Genomic DNA, 17545 nt, shown 5'->3' on the forward strand with positions numbered 1-17545 from the left:
ACATGATCGGATTGAACACCGCAGCGGTTTACGTGCTGCAAACCCTCGGCAGCCTGTACCTGCTGATCGTGCTGCTGCGCTTCGTCCTGCAACTGGTGCGGGCGAACTTCTACAATCCGCTGTGCCAGTTCGTGGTCAAGGCCACCCAGCCGCTGCTCAAGCCTTTGCGCCGGATCATCCCGAGCCTGTTCGGCCTCGACATGTCCTCGCTGGTGCTGGCGATTCTGGTGCAACTGCTGCTGATGGCGCTGACCCTGCTGCTGACCTACGGCACCACCGGCAACCCGCTGCAACTGTTGATCTGGTCGCTGATCGGCGTCACTGCACTGTTCTTGAAGATCTTCTTCTTCGCTCTGATCATCAGCGTGATCCTCTCGTGGGTCGCACCGGGCAGCCACAATCCGGGCGCCGAGCTGGTCAATCAGATCTGCGAGCCGGCACTGGCACCGTTCCGCCGCTTCCTGCCAAACCTCGGCGGCCTGGACCTGTCGCCGATCTTCGCCTTCCTTGCGCTCAAACTGATCGACATGCTGGTGATCAACAATCTGGCAGCGATGACGATGATGCCGGAGATTCTGCGTTTGCTGATGTAACCGAGTGCGTTCGGTCTGACTGACCGAGTCGCCTTTTCGCGAGCAGGCTCGCTCCCACATTGGAATGCATTTCAACTGTGGGAGCGAGCCTGCTCGCGAATGGCTGCACCTCGATCCGAAGCGAAAACGCCGGACCTGATCGTTGCTTGCCGCTAACCCCCCGGTCTTTAGACTTACGCCTCATTTCAACGAGAGCAGGGTCGATGCCAACTGCCTTTCCCGCCGATTCTGTTGGCTTGGTAACGCCACAAACCGCGCATTTCAGCGAGCCGCTGGCGCTGGCCTGTGGCCGTTCGCTGGCCGCTTATGACCTGATCTATGAAACCTACGGCACGCTGAACGCTCAGGCGAGCAACGCCGTGCTGATCTGCCACGCGCTGTCCGGTCATCATCACGCCGCTGGTTATCACAGCGTCGACGACCGCAAGCCCGGTTGGTGGGACAGCTGCATCGGCCCCGGCAAGCCGATCGACACCAACAAATTCTTCGTGGTCAGTCTGAACAACCTCGGCGGCTGCAACGGCTCCACCGGCCCGAGCAGCATCAACCCGGAAACCGGCAAGCCGTTCGGCGCCGATTTCCCGGTGCTCACCGTCGAAGACTGGGTGCACAGCCAGGCGCGCCTCGCTGACTTGCTCGGCATCGGCCAGTGGGCAGCGGTAATCGGCGGCAGCCTCGGCGGCATGCAGGCGTTGCAATGGACCATCACTTACCCGGATCGCGTGCGGCACTGTCTGGCGATCGCATCGGCGCCGAAACTGTCGGCGCAGAACATCGCCTTCAACGAAGTCGCGCGTCAGGCGATCCTCACCGACCCGGAATTCCACGGTGGTTCGTTCCAGGAAGCCGGCGTGATCCCCAAGCGCGGGCTGATGCTGGCGCGCATGGTCGGGCACATCACCTATCTGTCCGACGACTCCATGGGTGAGAAATTCGGCCGTGGCCTGAAGAGCGAAAAGCTCAACTACGACTTCCACAGTGTCGAGTTTCAGGTCGAGAGCTACCTGCGTTATCAGGGCGAAGAGTTTTCCGGGCGCTTCGATGCCAACACCTATCTGTTGATGACCAAAGCGCTGGATTACTTCGATCCGGCGGCGAACTTCGACGATGATCTGGCGAAAACCTTTGAAAACGCTACGGCAAAATTCTGCGTGATGTCGTTCACCACCGACTGGCGCTTCTCCCCTGCGCGCTCGCGGGAACTGGTGGATGCGCTGATGGCTGCGCGCAAGGACGTCAGTTATCTGGAAATCGACGCGCCCCAAGGCCACGACGCCTTCCTGATTCCGATCCCGCGTTATTTGCAGGCGTTCGGCAATTACATGAACCGCATTTCGTTGTGAGAAAGCCATGAGAGCTGATCTGGAAATCATCCAGGAGTGGATCCCCGCCGGCAGCCGCGTCCTTGACCTCGGTTGCGGTGACGGCGAGCTGCTGACCTGGCTACGCGACAACAAGAACGTCACCGGTTATGGCCTGGAAAACGACGCCGACAACATCGCCGAGTGCGTGGCCAAGGGCATCAACGTCATCGAGCAGGATCTGGACAAAGGCCTGGGCAATTTTGCCAGCAACAGTTTCGACATCGTCGTCATGACTCAGGCCCTGCAAGCGGTGCATTACCCGGACAGGATCCTCGACGAAATGCTCCGGGTCGGCCGTCAGTGCATCATCACCTTCCCCAATTTCGGCCACTGGCGCTGCCGCTGGTACCTGGCGAGCAAGGGCCGTATGCCGGTCTCGGAATTCCTCCCCTATACCTGGTACAACACGCCGAACATCCACTTCTGCACCTTCGAGGATTTCGAAGAACTGTGCCGCGAACGTGACGCAAAGGTCATTGATCGGCTTGCCGTGGATCAACAGCACCGCCACGGGTGGGCCAGTAAGCTATGGCCTAATCTGTTAGGTGAAATCGGCATCTATCGCGTCAGCAGTCCGCAGTTGGCGGACCACCGAGTCGCGGTCTGAGCCTGGGCATTCGAAGGAGCACGAACATGAGTCGTATAGCATTGTTGTTACTCACCGCCTGCCTGAGCGCCAGCGCCATGGCGGCGGATGTCATCAAGGGTGAACGCAAGGAAACCTTCGGCGACATCACGGTGCACTACAACACGTTCAACTCGACGTTCCTGCAACCGGACATCGCCAAGGCTGCCGAGCTGATCCGCAGCAAGAACCAGGGCGTGATCAACGTCTCGGTGGTCAAGGACGGCAAACCGGTGATCGCCAGCGTCACCGGCACGATCAAGGACCTGACCAGCAACAGCGTGGCGCTGAAATTCCGTCAGGTCACCGAACAGGGCGCGATCTACTACATCGCCCAGTACCCGGTGCCGCAGCAGGAAACCCGCACCTTTGAAATCAAGGTGCAGAATGGCGACAAGATCAACACCATCAATTTCAACCAAGAACTCTTTCCCGGCGAATGATGAACATCAAGCAGCTCGTACTGGCCAGCCATAACGCCGGCAAACTCAAAGAACTCCAGGCCATGCTCGGCGACTCGGTGCAACTGCGCTCGATTGGCGAATGGAGCAAGGTCGAGCCGGAAGAAACCGGCCTGTCGTTTGTCGAGAACGCGATCCTCAAGGCCCGCAACGCCGCGCGCATTTCCGGGCTGCCGGCACTGGCCGACGATTCCGGGCTGGCAGTGGACTTCCTCGGCGGCGCACCGGGCATCTATTCGGCGCGTTACGCCGACGGCCAGGGCGATGCGGCGAACAACGCCAAACTGCTCGATGCGCTCAAGGACGTGCCACAAGCCGAGCGCGGCGCGCAGTTCGTCTGTGTATTGGCACTGGTGCGCCACGCCGATGATCCGCTGCCGATCCTCTGCGAAGGCCTGTGGCATGGGCGCATCCTCACCGCAGCCAGCGGCGCACACGGTTTCGGTTACGACCCGCTGTTCTGGGTGCCGGAGCGCGACTGTTCCAGCGCCGAACTGAGCCCGGCCGACAAGAACCAGATCAGCCACCGCGCCCGTGCAATGGATCTGCTGCGCCAGCGTCTGGGCTTGAAATGACCACTGATTCTTCCGCGTCGTCGCTGATCATCGGCGGCGCCGCGTCCTCGCCTCGGGCACCGCTGCCAACCCTGCCGCCCCTGGCGCTGTACATCCACATCCCGTGGTGTGTGCGCAAATGCCCGTATTGCGATTTCAACTCGCACACCGCCAGCCCGGTGCTGCCGGAGCAGGAATACGTCGACGCGTTGCTGGCCGATCTCGATCAGGATCTGCATGCGGTGTACGGCCGTGAGCTGACATCGATTTTCTTTGGTGGCGGGACGCCAAGCCTGTTCAGCGCCGAAGCCCTCGGGCGTTTGTTGCAGGGCGTCGAGCAGCGCATCCCGTTCGCCGCCGACATCGAAATCACCCTTGAGGCGAATCCGGGCACCTTCGAGCAAGAGAAGTTTGTCGCCTATCGCAAGCTGGGGATCAATCGCCTGTCGATCGGTATCCAGAGCTTTCAGCAGGAAAAACTTGAAGCCCTTGGCCGCATTCACAACGGTGACGAAGCCGTGCGTGCGGCAGGCATGGCGCGACAGGCCGGGTTCGATAATTTCAACCTCGACTTGATGCATGGCTTGCCTGATCAGTCGCTGGACGATGCCTTGAGCGATCTGCGCCAGGCCATCGCGCTGAAGCCGACGCACATTTCCTGGTATCAACTGACGCTGGAGCCGAACACGGTGTTCTGGAACCAGCCGCCAGTGCTGCCGGAAGACGACACGCTGTGGGACATTCAGGAAGCCGGCCAAGCGCTACTGGCCGAGCACGGTTACGCGCAATACGAAGTGTCGGCGTATGCCCAGGCCGGTCGCCCGGCGCGACATAACCTCAATTACTGGAGTTTTGGCGACTTCATCGGCATTGGCGCCGGTGCCCATGGCAAGTTGAGCCACCCGGACGGGCGCATCGTGCGGACATGGAAAACCCGCCTGCCGAAGGATTATCTGAACCCGGCGAAAAGCTTTCAGGCCGGCGAGAAATCCCTGAGCAATGACGAGATGCCGTTCGAGTTCCTGATGAACGCCCTGCGCCTGACCGCCGGGGTCGAATCGCGCCTGTATCCGGAACGCACCGGCCTGTCGCTGGAGACCCTCGCCGAAGGCCGCCGCGAGGCCGAACAAAGCGGCCTGTTGCAGGTCGAACCGTCACGCCTGGCGGCGACCGAACGCGGCCAGCTGTTCCTCAACGACTTGCTGCAACAATTTCTGAACTGACTTCAGCTCAAAGGGAAAACGCATGGATTTGATACTCGACCTGCTGGCCACCGTCTCCCGCTGGAGCCGCAGCAATCTCTCGGAAATCGCTCTGGCGCTGGTCGGTTGCCTGCTGGTGCTGTTCGGCGCTGACTTCAAAGGCTGGGTCGAGCAACGCCTGGGCAGCATCGCCGGCGCCCTGCGCGTGCCCCTGATGGCCCTGCTCTGCCTGATTGGCAGCGGCGCCGCGCTGATCTACGCCACGCCATGGGTGATCAAAGGCCTGAGCCAGTTCAACAACTACAGCCTGGCGCCGGTGTTGCTGGTGGTACTGGTGCTGATCGGCGTGGTTGCTGATCGCCGCTGACTTCGCAAACACCCCGAAACAAAATGTGGGAGCGAGCCTGCTCGCGAATACGGTGTGTCAGTCAACATCAGTGTTGAATGAACATCCGCTTTCGCGAGCAGGCTCGCTCCCACAGTTTTTTATTGCGTGATGCTTAAGCGATCTTCTCGAACTTCAGATCCCACACGCCATGGCCAAGACGTTCGCCGCGGCGTTCGAACTTGGTGATCGGGCGTTCGGCAGGGCGTGGGACGCATTTGCCGTCTTCGGCAAGGTTGCGGTAGCCGGGGGCGACGTTCATCACTTCCAGCATGTACTCGGCGTACGGTTCCCAGTCGGTGGCCATGTGCAGAATGCCGCCAACCTTCAACTTGCTGCGCACCAGTTCGGCGAACGAGGCCTGGACGATGCGGCGCTTGTGGTGGCGGCTCTTGTGCCACGGATCCGGGAAAAACAGCATCAGGCGATCGAGGCTGTTGTCGGCGATGCAGCGGTTGAGCACTTCGATCGCGTCGCAATCGTAGACCCGCAGGTTGGTCAGCCCTTGGGTCAGCACGCCATTGAGCAGCGCGCCGACACCCGGACGGTGCACTTCAACACCGATGAAATCCTGCTCTGGAGCAGCAGCGGCCATTTCCAGCAGCGAGTGGCCCATGCCGAAACCGATTTCCAGCGAGCGCGGCGCCGAGCGGCCGAACACCTGGTCGTAATCGACCGGCGCATCGGCCAGCGGCAGCACGTACAGCGGCGCGCCCTGGTCCAGGCCGCGTTGCTGGCCTTCGGTCATGCGCCCGGCGCGCATCACGAAACTCTTGATGCGGCGGTGTTGGCGCTCGTCGCCTTCGTCCGGCTGGACAGGCGTGTCGTTCGATTCAGTCATCAATGGCTCTTACTTGATCAGACCATCCAGCGGCGAAGAGGCGCTGGCATAGAGTTTTTTCGGCATGCGGCCGGCGAGGTACGCCAGGCGACCGGCGACGATGGCGTGCTGCATGGCTTGCGCCATCATCACCGGTTGCTGGGCGTGGGCGATGGCCGAGTTCATCAGTACGGCGTCGCAACCCAGCTCCATCGCGATGGTCGCGTCGGAAGCGGTACCAACACCGGCATCGACCAGCACCGGGATCTTGGCTTCTTCGAGGATGATCTGCAGGTTGTACGGATTGCAGATGCCCAGACCGGAGCCGATCAGACCGGCCAGCGGCATCACGGCGATACAGCCGATTTCGGCCAACTGGCGAGCGATGATCGGGTCATCGCTGGTGTAGACCATCACGTCGAAGCCTTCCTTGACCAGCGTTTCGGCGGCCTTGAGGGTTTCGATCACGTTGGGGAACAGGGTTTTCTGGTCGGCCAGCACTTCCAGCTTCACCAGGTTGTGGCCGTCGAGCAGCTCACGCGCCAGGCGGCAGGTACGCACGGCTTCGATGGCGTCGTAGCAACCGGCGGTGTTCGGCAGAAAGGTGTAGCGCTCCGGCGACAGCACGTCGAGCAGGTTCGGCTCGCCTTCGATCTGGCCCAGGTTGGTGCGGCGCACGGCGAAAGTGACGATCTCGGCACCCGAGGCATCGATGGCCTGGCGGGTTTCTTCCATGTCACGGTACTTGCCGGTACCGACCAGCAAACGCGACTGGTAAGTACGACCGGCCAGCACAAAAGGCTTGTCGCTACGAACGATGCTCATAAGGAATCCTCTTGAGGGGTGAGGGTCTTGCAGAATTCTGTGCCCTTGCAGGCCGGGGCGATCAGCCGCCGCCGATGGCGTGTACTACCTCGACGTTGTCACCGTCGTTTAGCCTGGTATCGGCATGCTGGCTGCGCGGGACGATGTCCAGATTGAGCTCTACGGCCACACGGCGCCCGGTCAGATCCAGACGGGTGATCAGGCCCGCAACGGTTTCACCGTCGGGCAATTCAAAGGACTCGCCGTTCAACTGAATGCGCATGCACAACGCCGCCATCATTTTTAGGGGCTGGCATTCTAGCCCGATCATGACCTAAAGGTCAGTACCAAGCGTCAAGCGGTTAGCTGCAAGCGCCAGGCGGCGAGGCCGAGGCAAACCCAACCGATGAGAAACGCGAGACCACCAAACGGCGTGATGATGCCGAGCTTGCTGATGCCGGTCATGGTCAGCACGTACAGGCTGCCGGAGAACAACAGGATGCCGATGGTGAAGGACACGCCGGCCCAAGTGATCAGTCGCCCTTGAATCTGCGTGGCCAGCAGCGCAACGCCGAACAGCGCGAGTGTGTGCACCAGTTGGTAGGTGACGCCCGTTTGGAAAATCGTCAGGTATTCCGGGGTCAGGCGGTTTTTCAGGCCATGGGCGGCGAACGCGCCCAGCGCAACGCCGGTGAATCCGAAAAAAGCGGCCAGCATCAAAAAGCCACGCAGCATGGGGAACTCCAGTCAGACGCCATCGGCAGGGTCTGTATAATGGCCCGCTCCACGGGTTCGGCCAAGCCATCTCTATGCTGCGTTCAATTTTCCGTCGTCTCACTAAGGCCCTGCTCTGGTTCGCCGGCGGCAGTGTCTTGCTGGTGCTGGTGTTTCGCTTCGTGCCTCCGCCGGGTACGGCGTTGATGGTCGAGCGCAAGGTCGAATCCTGGGTCGACGGCGAGCCGATTGACCTGCAGCGCACCTGGAAACCCTGGGACGAGATCTCCGATGACCTGAAAGTGGCGGTAATTGCTGGCGAAGACCAGAAATTCCCCGAGCACTGGGGCTTCGATCTGCGCGCAATCCAGGCCGCTCTGGCCCACAACGAACTGGGCGGCTCGATTCGCGGCGCCAGCACCTTGAGCCAGCAGGTGTCGAAAAACCTCTTTCTCTGGTCGGGCCGCAGCTATCTGCGCAAAGGTCTGGAAGCGTGGTTTACCGCGCTGATCGAGGTGTTCTGGCCCAAGCAGCGGATTCTTGAGGTGTACCTGAACAGTGTCGAGTGGGATGACGGCGTGTTTGGCGCTGAAGCGGCGGCGCGGCATCACTTTGGCGTAAGCGCGAAGTCATTGTCGCGCCAGCAGGCGAGTTATCTGGCTGCCGTACTGCCCAATCCACGGGTGTGGAGCGCGAGTCATCCGACCGGTTACGTATCGCGCCGTGCCGGATGGATTCGGCAGCAGATGAGTCAGTTGGGCGGGGACAGTTATTTGCTCGGGCTGAATGATTCGCGACGGGCGCCTTGGGCTGAATAACACCGAAATACCAATGTGGGAGCGAGCCTGCTCGCGAAAGCGGTGGATCATTCAGCAGTGGCGGTGACTGACACTCCGCTTTCGCGAGCAAGCTCGCTCCCACATGGGTTTTGCGTGAAGCCAGAAATGAAAACGCCCCGATCATCGCTGATCGGGGCGTTTTTTTGTCGCGGCTTCGCCAGTTACGCGGCGATCGACAACTTGAGCTTGTTCATCGCGCTCTTTTCGAGCTGACGAATTCGCTCGGCCGACACGTTGTACTTCTGCGCCAGGTCGTGCAGCGTGGCTTTTTCTTCCGCCAGCCAGCGCTGGTAGAGGATGTCACGGCTGCGCTCGTCCAGCACTTCGAGTGCTTCGTGCAAGTTGGTGTTCGAGTTGTCGCTCCAGTCGGCATCTTCCAGTTGACGCGCCGGGTCGTACCGGTGGTCTTCCAGGTAGTTGGCCGGCGACTGGAAAGCACTGTCGTCGTCGGCTTCGGCAGCCGGGTCGAAGGCCATGTCATGGCCGGTCAGGCGGCTTTCCATTTCGCGCACTTCACGTGGTTCGACGCCAAGGCTTTCCGCCACACGGTGGACTTCCTCGTTATTCAGCCACGCCAGGCGCTTTTTCTGGCTGCGCAGGTTGAAGAACAGCTTGCGCTGGGCCTTGGTGGTCGCGACTTTCACAATGCGCCAGTTGCGCAGGATGAACTCGTGAATTTCCGCCTTGATCCAGTGCACGGCGAACGACACCAGGCGCACACCCATTTCCGGGTTGAAGCGCTTGACGGCCTTCATCAGGCCGACGTTACCTTCCTGGATCAGGTCAGCCTGAGCCAGACCGTAGCCGGAATAGCTACGGGCGATGTGTACGACAAAACGCAGGTGGGCGAGCACCATCTGCCGAGCCGCCCCCAAATCCTGCTCATAGTAGAGACTCTCGGCCAGTTCACGCTCCTGCTCCGGCGTCAGCAATGGAATGCTGTTGACGGTGTGCACGTAGGCTTCCAGGTTCGCACCCGGAACCAGCGCATACGCAGGTTGCAAAGAATTGGTCATACGAAAAAACCTCCCACTTACATACTCGTGCCTCTCGGCACTGCGAAAAATTGACCGGGAACTCAGGTACAAGTTCCCATAAAAACCGCAAGGTCAATCACGCGCAAAAAAGATTCTACTTCGGCGCCAGCTCCCTGAGATGACGTGCGACTGCAATCCATGCACCGATATAACCCAACAGCACCGCGCCAAGCAAGAGCGACAGACCGTCGGCCACTGGCACGCCGGCCAGGGCGAAATCACTGCCGTACAAGCCGGCCAGTCCAACCACCGCATCGTTCAGCCAGTTGAGGCCGAACGCCAATACACCCCAGGACAACAGCCCTGCACCGAAGCCATACAACGCGCCCATATAAAGGAAAGGGCGACGCACATAACTGTCAGTGCCGCCGACGAGTTTAATCACTTCTATCTCGGTGCGGCGGTTTTCAATATGAAGACGAATGGTATTGCCTATCACCAAAAGTAATGCAGACACCAAAAGCACCGTCAGACCGAAGACAAAGCGGTCGCCAAGCTTGAGGATGGCGGCCAGACGCTCGACCCAGACTAGATCAAGTTGCGCCTGTTGTACCTTGGGCAGCTCGGAAAGTTTTTGTCTTAATGCTTCGAGTGTCGGCTTGTCGACTTCGTTCGGTGTCACCAGCACTACACCGGGCAAAGGGTTTTCCGGCAGCTCACGCAGGGCTTCGCCCAGGCCGGACTGCTGCTGGAACTCCTCCAGCGCCTGATCGCGGCCAACATATTCCGCATCGGCTACGCCGGGCATGCCTTTGATCTGCTCACGCAGCGACTCGCCCTGCTCCGGGCTGGCGTCGAGTTGCAGGTACAGGGAAATCTGCGCCGCGCGCTGCCAGGAACCGCCAAGACGCTCGACGTTGTTAAGCAACAGCGACAGCCCCATCGGCAGACTCAATGCAACGGCCATCACCATGCAGGTGAAGAAGCTGCCGATCGGCTGTTTGCCGAGGCGGCGCAGGCTGTCGAGCAGGCTGGCGCGGTGGCTTTCGATCCAGGCGCGAAACAGCGTGGCGAAGTCCGGACCATCGTCATCGTCGTGCTTTTTCTTCTTTTGCGGTTGCGGGTCGGCGGCCTTCGGGGCCACACGCTCGGAAACCTTCGGACTGCGTGTCGCACTCATACCCCAGCCTCCCCGTCGCCGATCAGGCGGCCGCGTTGCAGGGTCAGCATGCGATGACGCATGCGCGCGATCAGTGCCAGGTCGTGGCTGGCGATCAGCACGCTGGTGCCTAAACGGTTGATGTCTTCGAACACGCCCATGATCTCCGCCGCAAGACGCGGGTCGAGGTTACCGGTCGGTTCGTCCGCCAGCAGCAAGGCCGGGCGGTGGACGATGGCGCGGGCGATGCCGACGCGCTGTTGCTGACCGGTGGACAGGTCGCCCGGGTACAGATCGGATTTGTCCGACAGTGCCACGCGCTCCAGCGCCGAATCGACGCGCTTGGCAATCTCGACCTTGGACAGGCCGAGAATTTGCAGCGGCAAGGCGACGTTGTTGAACACCGTGCGGTCGAACAGCAACTGGTGATTCTGGAACACCACGCCGATCTGCCGGCGCAGAAATGGAATCTGCGCGTTGCTGATGGTGCTCAGGTCCTGCCCGGCGAGCAGCAGTTTGCCGCTGGTTGGCCGCTCCATTGCCAGCAACAGGCGCAACAGCGTGGATTTACCGGCACCGGAGTGGCCGGTGACAAACAAGAACTCGCCACGACGGACTCGAAAGCTCAGCTCATGCAAGCCGACGTGACCGTTCGGGTAGCGTTTACCGACCTGTTCGAAACGAATCATGAACGCTCCCGCTCGGCAAACAGTGCCTGGACAAAGGGTTCGGCTTCAAAGGTGCGCAAATCGTCGATGCCTTCACCGACGCCGATGTAGCGGATCGGCAGGCCGAACTGCTTGGCCAATGCGAAAATCACCCCGCCCTTGGCGGTGCCGTCGAGTTTGGTCAGCGCCAGGCCGGTCAGTTCGACGGTCTGGTTGAACTGCTTGGCCTGGTTGATGGCGTTCTGGCCAGTGCCGGCGTCGAGCACCAGCAGCACTTCGTGCGGCGCGTCGGCGTCGAGCTTGCCGATCACCCGGCGGACCTTTTTCAGCTCTTCCATCAGGTTGTCTTTGGTGTGCAGGCGACCGGCGGTGTCAGCGATCAGCACGTCGATACCACGGGCCTTGGCCGCTTGCACCGCGTCGAAGATGACCGAAGCCGAATCGGCGCCGGTGTGCTGGGCGATCACCGGAATCTTGTTGCGCTCGCCCCAGACCTGCAATTGCTCCACGGCCGCTGCACGGAAGGTGTCACCAGCCGCCAGCATGACTTTCTTGCCTTCCAGTTGCAGCTTCTTCGCCAGTTTGCCGATGGTGGTGGTTTTGCCGGCGCCGTTGACGCCGACCACCAGAATCACGAACGGCTTGTTCTGCGAGGCGATTTTCAGTGGCTGTTCAACCGGCTTGAGCATCGCCGCCAGTTCGGCCTGCAAGGATTTGTACAGGGCGTCGGCGTCGGCCAGTTCCTTGCGGGCGACCTTTTGAGTCAGGCGCTGGATGATCTGCGTGGTGGCTTCAACGCCGACGTCGGCGGTGAGCAGACGGGTTTCGAGGTCGTCGAGCAGGTCATCGTCGATGGTCTTGCGACCGAGGAACAGGCTGGCCATGCCCTCGCCGATGCTGGCGCTGGTCTTCGACAGACCTTGCTTGAGGCGGGCGAAGAAACCGGCTTTGGTTTCTTCGCTGCGCGGGGTTTCGACGGGCGTTTCTACAGGCGCTTCAATCGGCACAACCGGAGCGACAACTGGCGCAGCGGCAAGCGGTGCAGGCTCAGGCTCGGACGGCTGGACAACCGGGGCAACCGGCTCGGCAACGACCGGCGCTGGCGCGACAACCGGTTCAGGCACAGGCTGCGCCGCCACCTCGGCAACCGGCGCAGGAATCACTGGCGTCACATGCGCCGCCGCTTCTTCAACCAGGGCCACCGGCTCTTCCGCCACCGGCAAGGTCAGCCACGGCTCGGCAGCGGGCGTCAGCGGCAACTCGGCAGCGGCCGGCGTTTCGGGCTCGGCCTCAGCTTCCGGTTGCAGCACCGGCTCAGCGATCGGCAGCACAATCGGCGCCGGTTCTTCTTCTATTACAGGTGCTGGCGCGGGGGCCGGCTCAGGAATCGCGGGCGGCTGTTCGACGACGGGTTCCTGCGGTTTCTTCCGCAGCCATCCGAACAGGCTTTTCTTCTCGCCAGCCGCAGCTGGGCTCTTCTTGTCGTCGTTGGAACCAAACATGGAGGACGGCTATCTCACGGTAGCGACGCGCCAACAGGGCGCCCCGGCAAATAAATATTCGATGCAGAACAGACTGTGTTTCACCCAGCTTGTTCACGCGCAACATTTTGTCGAGGCGCCAAAGGCACCTCAAGGATCGTTTTAACGAAGGGTTAAACCGGTAAAAATCGGCGAAAAAGCGCTGTCTAGTCGATAAACCGCAGCATTCTGCCATGAACCCAAACAGCCCGATCAGCGTTCGAAGCCTGATAGGCGTGGCCGCCAGTAAAACGGATCAGTATCCTAGCACCCTCTCGCCCGCCGACGCTAAGACCAAGCGGGCAGCCCAACAGGTTGAAAAACGAATGAATGCTCTAGCCCGCCGCGCTGCTGGCCTGCTGCTCAGCGCAGTCTGCCTGCCCCTTTCGGCCCTGGCGGCCGACCCGCAACCGACCCATGAATTCACCCTCGACAACGGCCTCAAGGTCGTCGTGCGCGAGGACCATCGTGCGCCGGTGGTCGTTTCGCAGATCTGGTACAAGGTCGGCTCCAGCTACGAGACTCCGGGCCAGACCGGTCTGTCCCACGCGCTCGAGCACATGATGTTCAAGGGCAGCGAAAAAGTCGGCCCCGGCGAAGCTTCGCTGATCCTGCGTGACCTCGGCGCCGAAGAGAACGCGTTCACCAGCGACGACTTCACGGCTTATTACCAGGTGCTGGCCCGCGATCGCCTCGGCGTGGCGTTTGAGCTGGAAGCCGACCGCATGGCCAACCTGCGCCTGCCGGCCGACGAGTTCGCCAAGGAAATCGAAGTCATCAAGGAAGAGCGCCGCCTGCGCACCGATGACAAGCCGATGTCCAAGGCCTACGAGCGCTACAAGGCCATGGCCTACCCGGCCAGCGGTTATCACACGCCGACGATCGGCTGGATGGCTGACCTCGACCGTATGAAAGTCGAGGAACTGCGCCACTGGTACCAATCCTGGTATGCGCCGAACAACGCCACGCTGGTGGTGGTCGGTGACGTCACTCCAGACGAAGTGAAAACCCTCGCCCAGCGCTACTTCGGCCCGGTCGCCAAACGCGACGTGCCACCGGCGAAAAAACCGCTGGAACTGGCCGAGCCCGGCGAACGCCAGATCACCCTGCGCGTGCAAACCCAACTGCCGAGCCTGATGCTTGGCTTCAACGTGCCGAGCATTGCAACCGCTGAAGACAAACGCTCGGTCAACGCCCTGCGCCTGATCTCGGCGCTGCTCGACGGCGGCTACAGCGGGCGCATCCCGGCGCAACTGGAACGCGGCGAAGAGCTGGTCTCTGGCGGCTCGTCGGACTATGACGCCTACACCCGTGGTGACAGTCTGTTCACCCTGTCGGCGACGCCGAACACACAGAAGAAAAAGACCATCGCTCAGGCTGAAGCCGGTTTATGGAAACTGCTCGAGCAGCTGAAAACCACCGCGCCGTCTGCCGAAGAGCTGGAACGCGTCCGTGCTCAAGTCATTGCCGGCCTGGTTTACGAGCGTGACTCGATCACCAGCCAGGCCACCGCGATCGGTCAACTGGAAACGGTCGGCCTGTCGTGGAAGCTGATGGACACCGAACTGGCCGATCTGGAAAGCGTGACCCCGCAAGACATCCAGAACGCCGCGAAAAAGTATTTCACCCGCGAACGTCTCAGCGTCGCCCACGTCCTGCCAATGGAGACGACTCATGAGTGAGCGCAAAACCCCACGCTTGATGCTGCTTGGCCTGCTCGCTGTCGCGGTGATCGGCTCGGCGGCAATGTATCTGTCGCCAGGCGCTGACACCCACGCCAGCGAAGCACTGGATAACGCCAAAATCAGCCAAAAATTGCAATCGCTGGCCGAACTCGACGGCAAGGCCCCGGCCAGCCGCAAGCTCGATGTGCAGACCTGGAACACCGCTGAAGGCGCGAAAGTGCTGTTCGTCGAAGCGCATGAGCTGCCGATGTTCGACATGCGCCTGATCTTCGCCGCCGGCAGCAGCCAGGACGGCAACGTGCCGGGCCTCGCGGTGCTGACCAATGCCATGCTCAACGAAGGTATCGCCGGCAAAGACGTCGGCGCCATCGCTCAAGGGTTTGAAGGCCTCGGCGCCGACTTCGGCAACGGTGCGTTCAAGGACATGGCGCTGGCTTCGCTGCGCAGCCTCAGCGCACCTGAGCAGCGTGAACCGGCGTTGAAGCTGTTCGCCGATGTGGTCGGCAAACCGACCTTCCCCGCCGACTCCTTCGCGCGCATCAAGAACCAGCTGCTCGCCGGTTTCGAATACCAGAAGCAGAACCCCGGCAAACTCGCCAGCCTCGAGCTGATGAAGCGTCTGTACGGCGATCACCCTTACGCGCATTCCAGCGATGGCAATGCGCAAAGCGTGCCGAAGATCACCGTCGCGCAATTGCGCGAATTCCATGCCAAGACCTACGCCGCCGGCAACGCTGTGATTGCACTGGTCGGTGACCTGTCGCGAGCCGAAGCCGAGGCGATCGCCAATCAGGTCTCCTCTGCCCTGCCGAAAGGCCCGGCACTGGCGAAGATCGCTGCGCCGCAGGAACCGAAGGCCAGCGTCAACCACATCGAATTTCCGTCGAAACAGACCAACCTGATGCTCGCGCAACTGGGCATTGATCGCGACGATCCGGATTACGCCGCGCTGTCGCTGGGCAATCAGATCCTCGGCGGTGGTGGTTTCGGTACGCGCCTGATGAGCGAAGTGCGCGAGAAGCGTGGCCTCACCTACGGCGTGTATTCGGCGTTCAGCCCGATGCAGGCCCGTGGGCCGTTCATGATCAACCTGCAGACCCGCGCCGAGATGAGCGAAGGCACCCTGAAACTGGTCCAGGACGTGCTCGCCGACTACCTGAAAACCGGGCCGACGCAGAAAGAACTCGACGATGCCAAGCGCGAGTTGGCCGGCAGCTTCCCGCTGTCCACCGCGAGCAACGCCGACATCGTTGGCCAACTCGGCGCGATGGGCTTCTATAATCTGCCGCTGAGCTATCTCGACGATTTCATGCGGCAATCGCAGAGCCTGACTGTGGAGCAGGTCCGCGATGCGCTGAACAAACACTTGAGCACGGAGAAAATGGTCATCGTCACCGCTGGCCCGACCGTGCCGCAAAAGCCGTTACCGGCCCCATCTGATAAACCTGCCGAGCAACCGCTCGGGGTTCCGGAGCATTAATGGCGACTCGAGCACCGAAAAAACCTGTGCAAAACGTGCACAACGGCGTCAATCAGCTGCGCATCATTGGCGGCCAGTGGCGCAGCCGCAAGCTGAGCTTCCCCGACGCACCGGGCCTGCGCCCGACCCCGGATCGCGTGCGCGAAACCCTGTTCAACTGGCTTGCGCCGTATGTCGAAGGGGCGAAAGTGCTCGACCCGTTCGCCGGCAGCGGCGCGCTGTTTCTCGAAGCGTTGTCCCGTGGCGCGGCCACTGCTCAGGCCCTGGACGCGAGCAACGTTGCAGTGTCCAGCCTGAAAGAACACCTCGGCACCCTGCGCTGCACCAACGGTCAGGTACAGACCGCCGACGCGCTGCGCTATCTGGAAACCCAGACCGCGACGCCGTTCGATCTGGTTTTCCTCGACCCGCCGTTCAACCAGAACCTGTTGCCAGCGGTTTGTACTTTGCTGGAAGAGCGCCAATGGCTGGCGGCCGATTCGTGGATCTACACTGAAAGCGAAACAGCGCCATCGACGCTGGGCCTGCCGGGCAACTGGCGCCTGCATCGTGAACAGAAATCCGGTCGGGTTTTTTACGCGCTGTGGCAGCGCACGGCGGACATCGCCGGCTGACAAGGTCGCAAGCAACCTGCGGCGAGGGGGCGAGCTTCCTCGCCACAAGCCCATCGAGAATCATCGTGCCCCCTTCGCCAGAACGCTTCATCCCCGCCTTCGGCCTCGGCAATCCGCATCTGCAAACCTTGTGGGGGCCGCTGTGGCGCAAGACCGTGCACATCGAGCGCGAACGCGAACGCCTGTGGCTCGAGGACGGCGATTTCCTCGACCTCGACTGGCACGGCCCGCACAGCGCCGAGGCGCCGTTGGTGCTGGTGCTACACGGGCTGACCGGTTCTTCCAATTCGCCCTATGTGGCGGGCATTCAAAAGGCCTTGGCCGACCAGGGCTGGGCCAGCGTCGCACTGAACTGGCGCGGTTGTTCCGGCGAGCCGAATCTGTTGCCGCGCAGCTACCACTCCGGCGCCAGCGAAGACCTTGCCGAAGCCATCCAGCACCTGCGCGCGAAACGACCGTTGGCGCCGTTGTATGCGGTTGGCTATTCCCTGGGCGGCAACGTGCTGCTCAAGCATCTGGGCGAAACCGGCAGCGACAGCGGCGTGCTCGGCGCGGTGGCGGTGTCGGTGCCGTTCCGTCTCGATCAATGTGCCGATCGTATCGGCCAGGGGTTTTCGCGGGTGTATCAGGCGCATTTCATGCGCGAAATGGTCGCCTACATCAGGAACAAGCAGCGTCAGTTCCAGCATGACGGGCGCGAAGACGGCCTGGCAAAACTGGCCGCGCTCGGCTCGCTGGAGAACATGCGCACTTTCTGGGATTTCGACGGCCGGGTTACCGCGCCATTGCACGGTTTCAATGACGCCGAGGATTACTACCGCCGCGCATCGAGCCGCTACTACCTTGGCGAAATCCGCACGCCGACGCTAATCATTCAGGCCGCGGACGATCCGTTCGTGTTCCCGCACAGCTTGCCGCAACCCGACGAGTTGTCAGCCTGCACCCAGTTCGAATTACAGGCGCGTGGCGGTCACGTAGGTTTCGTCGACGGCTCGGTGCGCAGGCCCGGGTATTACCTGGAGCGGCGCATACCGCAATGGCTGGCCGCACTCGACCACTGAGCGCCGCATGTCCCTTGTAG

At 61.5% G+C, this 17545-nt stretch carries 20 protein-coding genes; 12 read left to right on the forward strand and 8 right to left on the reverse strand.

Features of this window, described 5'->3' with window-relative positions; translation table 11 throughout:
* The first annotated feature begins 2 nt into the window (after positions 1–2).
* From ACZZZ4_RS07090 to ACZZZ4_RS07120, 7 genes are all read left to right on the forward strand, one after another.
* Positions 3–593, forward strand: coding sequence for a YggT family protein (locus tag ACZZZ4_RS07090; RefSeq protein ID WP_039757546.1), 591 nt, complete (start codon positions 3–5; stop codon positions 591–593).
* A gap of 203 nt (positions 594–796) precedes the next feature.
* Positions 797–1936 (forward strand): homoserine O-succinyltransferase MetX, encoded by a 1140-nt coding sequence (metX, locus tag ACZZZ4_RS07095; protein WP_083353760.1) that lies wholly within the window; start codon positions 797–799, stop codon positions 1934–1936.
* Positions 1937–1943: 7 nt separating this feature from the next.
* The gene (metW, locus tag ACZZZ4_RS07100) at positions 1944–2564 is read left to right on the forward strand and encodes a methionine biosynthesis protein MetW (RefSeq protein WP_039757544.1); all 621 of its coding nucleotides are present in this window, start codon (positions 1944–1946) and stop codon (positions 2562–2564) included.
* A 26-nt stretch (positions 2565–2590) separates the two neighbouring features.
* Entirely contained in the window at positions 2591–3025 is a 435-nt protein-coding gene (locus ACZZZ4_RS07105; RefSeq protein ID WP_463547509.1) for a DUF4426 domain-containing protein, read from the forward strand.
* Positions 3022–3618 (forward strand): RdgB/HAM1 family non-canonical purine NTP pyrophosphatase, encoded by a 597-nt coding sequence (gene rdgB / locus ACZZZ4_RS07110; protein WP_016772725.1) that lies wholly within the window; start codon positions 3022–3024, stop codon positions 3616–3618. Before ACZZZ4_RS07105 ends, rdgB begins: the two co-directional genes overlap by 4 nt.
* Complete coding sequence (gene hemW / locus ACZZZ4_RS07115; protein ID WP_136493113.1) at positions 3615–4820, forward strand: radical SAM family heme chaperone HemW; 1206 nt, start codon at positions 3615–3617, stop codon at positions 4818–4820. Before rdgB ends, hemW begins: the two co-directional genes overlap by 4 nt.
* Positions 4821–4842: 22 nt before the next feature.
* Entirely contained in the window at positions 4843–5166 is a 324-nt protein-coding gene (locus ACZZZ4_RS07120) for a DUF3392 domain-containing protein (RefSeq protein WP_008083808.1), read from the forward strand.
* 133 nt (positions 5167–5299) lie between these two features.
* On the opposite strand, the gene trmB is transcribed toward ACZZZ4_RS07120, so the two are convergent.
* The 4 genes from trmB to ACZZZ4_RS07140 all read right to left on the reverse strand — a co-directional run bounded on the left by trmB (position 5300) and on the right by ACZZZ4_RS07140 (position 7543).
* Positions 5300–6025 carry a tRNA (guanosine(46)-N7)-methyltransferase TrmB gene (gene trmB / locus ACZZZ4_RS07125; RefSeq protein ID WP_024014663.1) on the reverse strand — a complete coding sequence of 242 codons (726 nt, stop codon included), beginning with the start codon at positions 6023–6025 and terminating at the stop codon, positions 5300–5302.
* 9 nt (positions 6026–6034) lie between these two features.
* Positions 6035–6829, reverse strand: coding sequence for a thiazole synthase (locus tag ACZZZ4_RS07130; RefSeq protein WP_463547510.1), 795 nt, complete (start codon positions 6827–6829; stop codon positions 6035–6037).
* Between the two features lie 61 nt (positions 6830–6890).
* Positions 6891–7091 (reverse strand): sulfur carrier protein ThiS, encoded by a 201-nt coding sequence (gene thiS / locus ACZZZ4_RS07135; protein WP_052269070.1) that lies wholly within the window; start codon positions 7089–7091, stop codon positions 6891–6893.
* A 71-nt stretch (positions 7092–7162) separates the two neighbouring features.
* Positions 7163–7543, reverse strand: a complete 381-nt coding sequence (locus ACZZZ4_RS07140) for a DUF423 domain-containing protein (RefSeq protein WP_463547511.1) — start codon at positions 7541–7543, stop codon at positions 7163–7165.
* Between the two features lie 74 nt (positions 7544–7617).
* Here ACZZZ4_RS07140 and mtgA point away from each other — a divergent pair, with 74 nt between their 5' ends.
* Positions 7618–8340 (forward strand): monofunctional biosynthetic peptidoglycan transglycosylase, encoded by a 723-nt coding sequence (gene mtgA, locus ACZZZ4_RS07145; protein ID WP_016772718.1) that lies wholly within the window; start codon positions 7618–7620, stop codon positions 8338–8340.
* Positions 8341–8522: 182 nt separating this feature from the next.
* Here the strand turns inward: mtgA and rpoH are convergent, their stop codons facing one another.
* The 4 genes from rpoH to ftsY form a co-directional block, all read right to left on the reverse strand.
* Positions 8523–9377, reverse strand: coding sequence for an RNA polymerase sigma factor RpoH (rpoH, locus tag ACZZZ4_RS07150; protein WP_016772717.1), 855 nt, complete (start codon positions 9375–9377; stop codon positions 8523–8525).
* A gap of 115 nt (positions 9378–9492) precedes the next feature.
* Positions 9493–10518, reverse strand: coding sequence for a permease-like cell division protein FtsX (gene ftsX / locus ACZZZ4_RS07155; RefSeq protein WP_053124717.1), 1026 nt, complete (start codon positions 10516–10518; stop codon positions 9493–9495).
* Complete coding sequence (ftsE, locus tag ACZZZ4_RS07160) at positions 10515–11186, reverse strand: cell division ATP-binding protein FtsE (protein WP_016772715.1); 672 nt, start codon at positions 11184–11186, stop codon at positions 10515–10517. The genes ftsX and ftsE overlap by 4 nt, the downstream gene beginning before the upstream one ends.
* Positions 11183–12667: a signal recognition particle-docking protein FtsY gene (ftsY, locus tag ACZZZ4_RS07165; protein ID WP_463547512.1), complete on the reverse strand. Its 1485-nt coding sequence runs from the start codon at positions 12665–12667 to the stop codon at positions 11183–11185. Before ftsY ends, ftsE begins: the two co-directional genes overlap by 4 nt.
* Before the next feature lie 344 nt (positions 12668–13011).
* Between ftsY and ACZZZ4_RS07170 the strand changes: the two genes are divergently transcribed.
* The 4 genes from ACZZZ4_RS07170 to ACZZZ4_RS07185 all read left to right on the forward strand — a co-directional run bounded on the left by ACZZZ4_RS07170 (position 13012) and on the right by ACZZZ4_RS07185 (position 17525).
* Positions 13012–14367 carry a M16 family metallopeptidase gene (locus tag ACZZZ4_RS07170; RefSeq protein ID WP_123441741.1) on the forward strand — a complete coding sequence of 452 codons (1356 nt, stop codon included), beginning with the start codon at positions 13012–13014 and terminating at the stop codon, positions 14365–14367.
* Positions 14360–15850, forward strand: a complete 1491-nt coding sequence (locus tag ACZZZ4_RS07175; protein ID WP_463547513.1) for a M16 family metallopeptidase — start codon at positions 14360–14362, stop codon at positions 15848–15850. The genes ACZZZ4_RS07170 and ACZZZ4_RS07175 overlap by 8 nt, the downstream gene beginning before the upstream one ends.
* Entirely contained in the window at positions 15850–16464 is a 615-nt protein-coding gene (gene rsmD / locus ACZZZ4_RS07180; protein WP_039757533.1) for a 16S rRNA (guanine(966)-N(2))-methyltransferase RsmD, read from the forward strand. Before ACZZZ4_RS07175 ends, rsmD begins: the two co-directional genes overlap by 1 nt.
* 65 nt (positions 16465–16529) lie before the next feature.
* The gene (locus tag ACZZZ4_RS07185) at positions 16530–17525 is read left to right on the forward strand and encodes a hydrolase (protein WP_463547514.1); all 996 of its coding nucleotides are present in this window, start codon (positions 16530–16532) and stop codon (positions 17523–17525) included.
* Positions 17526–17545: the final 20 nt, after the last annotated feature.

Source organism: Pseudomonas sp. AC252, assembly GCF_979258105.1.

Coding starts and splice junctions, on each gene's coding strand:
- mtgA (WP_016772718.1), top strand. CDS start 7,618: ATGCTGCGTTCAATTTTCCGTCGTCTCACTAAGGCCCTGCTCTGGTTC.
- trmB (WP_024014663.1), bottom strand. CDS start 6,025: ATGACTGAATCGAACGACACGCCTGTCCAGCCGGACGAAGGCGACGAG.
- ACZZZ4_RS07105 (WP_463547509.1), top strand. CDS start 2,591: ATGAGTCGTATAGCATTGTTGTTACTCACCGCCTGCCTGAGCGCCAGC.
- ACZZZ4_RS07170 (WP_123441741.1), top strand. CDS start 13,012: ATGAATGCTCTAGCCCGCCGCGCTGCTGGCCTGCTGCTCAGCGCAGTC.
- ACZZZ4_RS07175 (WP_463547513.1), top strand. CDS start 14,360: ATGAGTGAGCGCAAAACCCCACGCTTGATGCTGCTTGGCCTGCTCGCT.
- rpoH (WP_016772717.1), bottom strand. CDS start 9,377: ATGACCAATTCTTTGCAACCTGCGTATGCGCTGGTTCCGGGTGCGAAC.
- ACZZZ4_RS07140 (WP_463547511.1), bottom strand. CDS start 7,543: ATGCTGCGTGGCTTTTTGATGCTGGCCGCTTTTTTCGGATTCACCGGC.
- ACZZZ4_RS07090 (WP_039757546.1), top strand. CDS start 3: ATGATCGGATTGAACACCGCAGCGGTTTACGTGCTGCAAACCCTCGGC.
- hemW (WP_136493113.1), top strand. CDS start 3,615: ATGACCACTGATTCTTCCGCGTCGTCGCTGATCATCGGCGGCGCCGCG.
- rdgB (WP_016772725.1), top strand. CDS start 3,022: ATGATGAACATCAAGCAGCTCGTACTGGCCAGCCATAACGCCGGCAAA.
- ACZZZ4_RS07120 (WP_008083808.1), top strand. CDS start 4,843: ATGGATTTGATACTCGACCTGCTGGCCACCGTCTCCCGCTGGAGCCGC.
- ftsX (WP_053124717.1), bottom strand. CDS start 10,518: ATGAGTGCGACACGCAGTCCGAAGGTTTCCGAGCGTGTGGCCCCGAAG.
- rsmD (WP_039757533.1), top strand. CDS start 15,850: ATGGCGACTCGAGCACCGAAAAAACCTGTGCAAAACGTGCACAACGGC.
- metX (WP_083353760.1), top strand. CDS start 797: ATGCCAACTGCCTTTCCCGCCGATTCTGTTGGCTTGGTAACGCCACAA.
- ftsE (WP_016772715.1), bottom strand. CDS start 11,186: ATGATTCGTTTCGAACAGGTCGGTAAACGCTACCCGAACGGTCACGTC.
- ACZZZ4_RS07130 (WP_463547510.1), bottom strand. CDS start 6,829: ATGAGCATCGTTCGTAGCGACAAGCCTTTTGTGCTGGCCGGTCGTACT.
- thiS (WP_052269070.1), bottom strand. CDS start 7,091: ATGCGCATTCAGTTGAACGGCGAGTCCTTTGAATTGCCCGACGGTGAA.
- ftsY (WP_463547512.1), bottom strand. CDS start 12,667: ATGTTTGGTTCCAACGACGACAAGAAGAGCCCAGCTGCGGCTGGCGAG.
- metW (WP_039757544.1), top strand. CDS start 1,944: ATGAGAGCTGATCTGGAAATCATCCAGGAGTGGATCCCCGCCGGCAGC.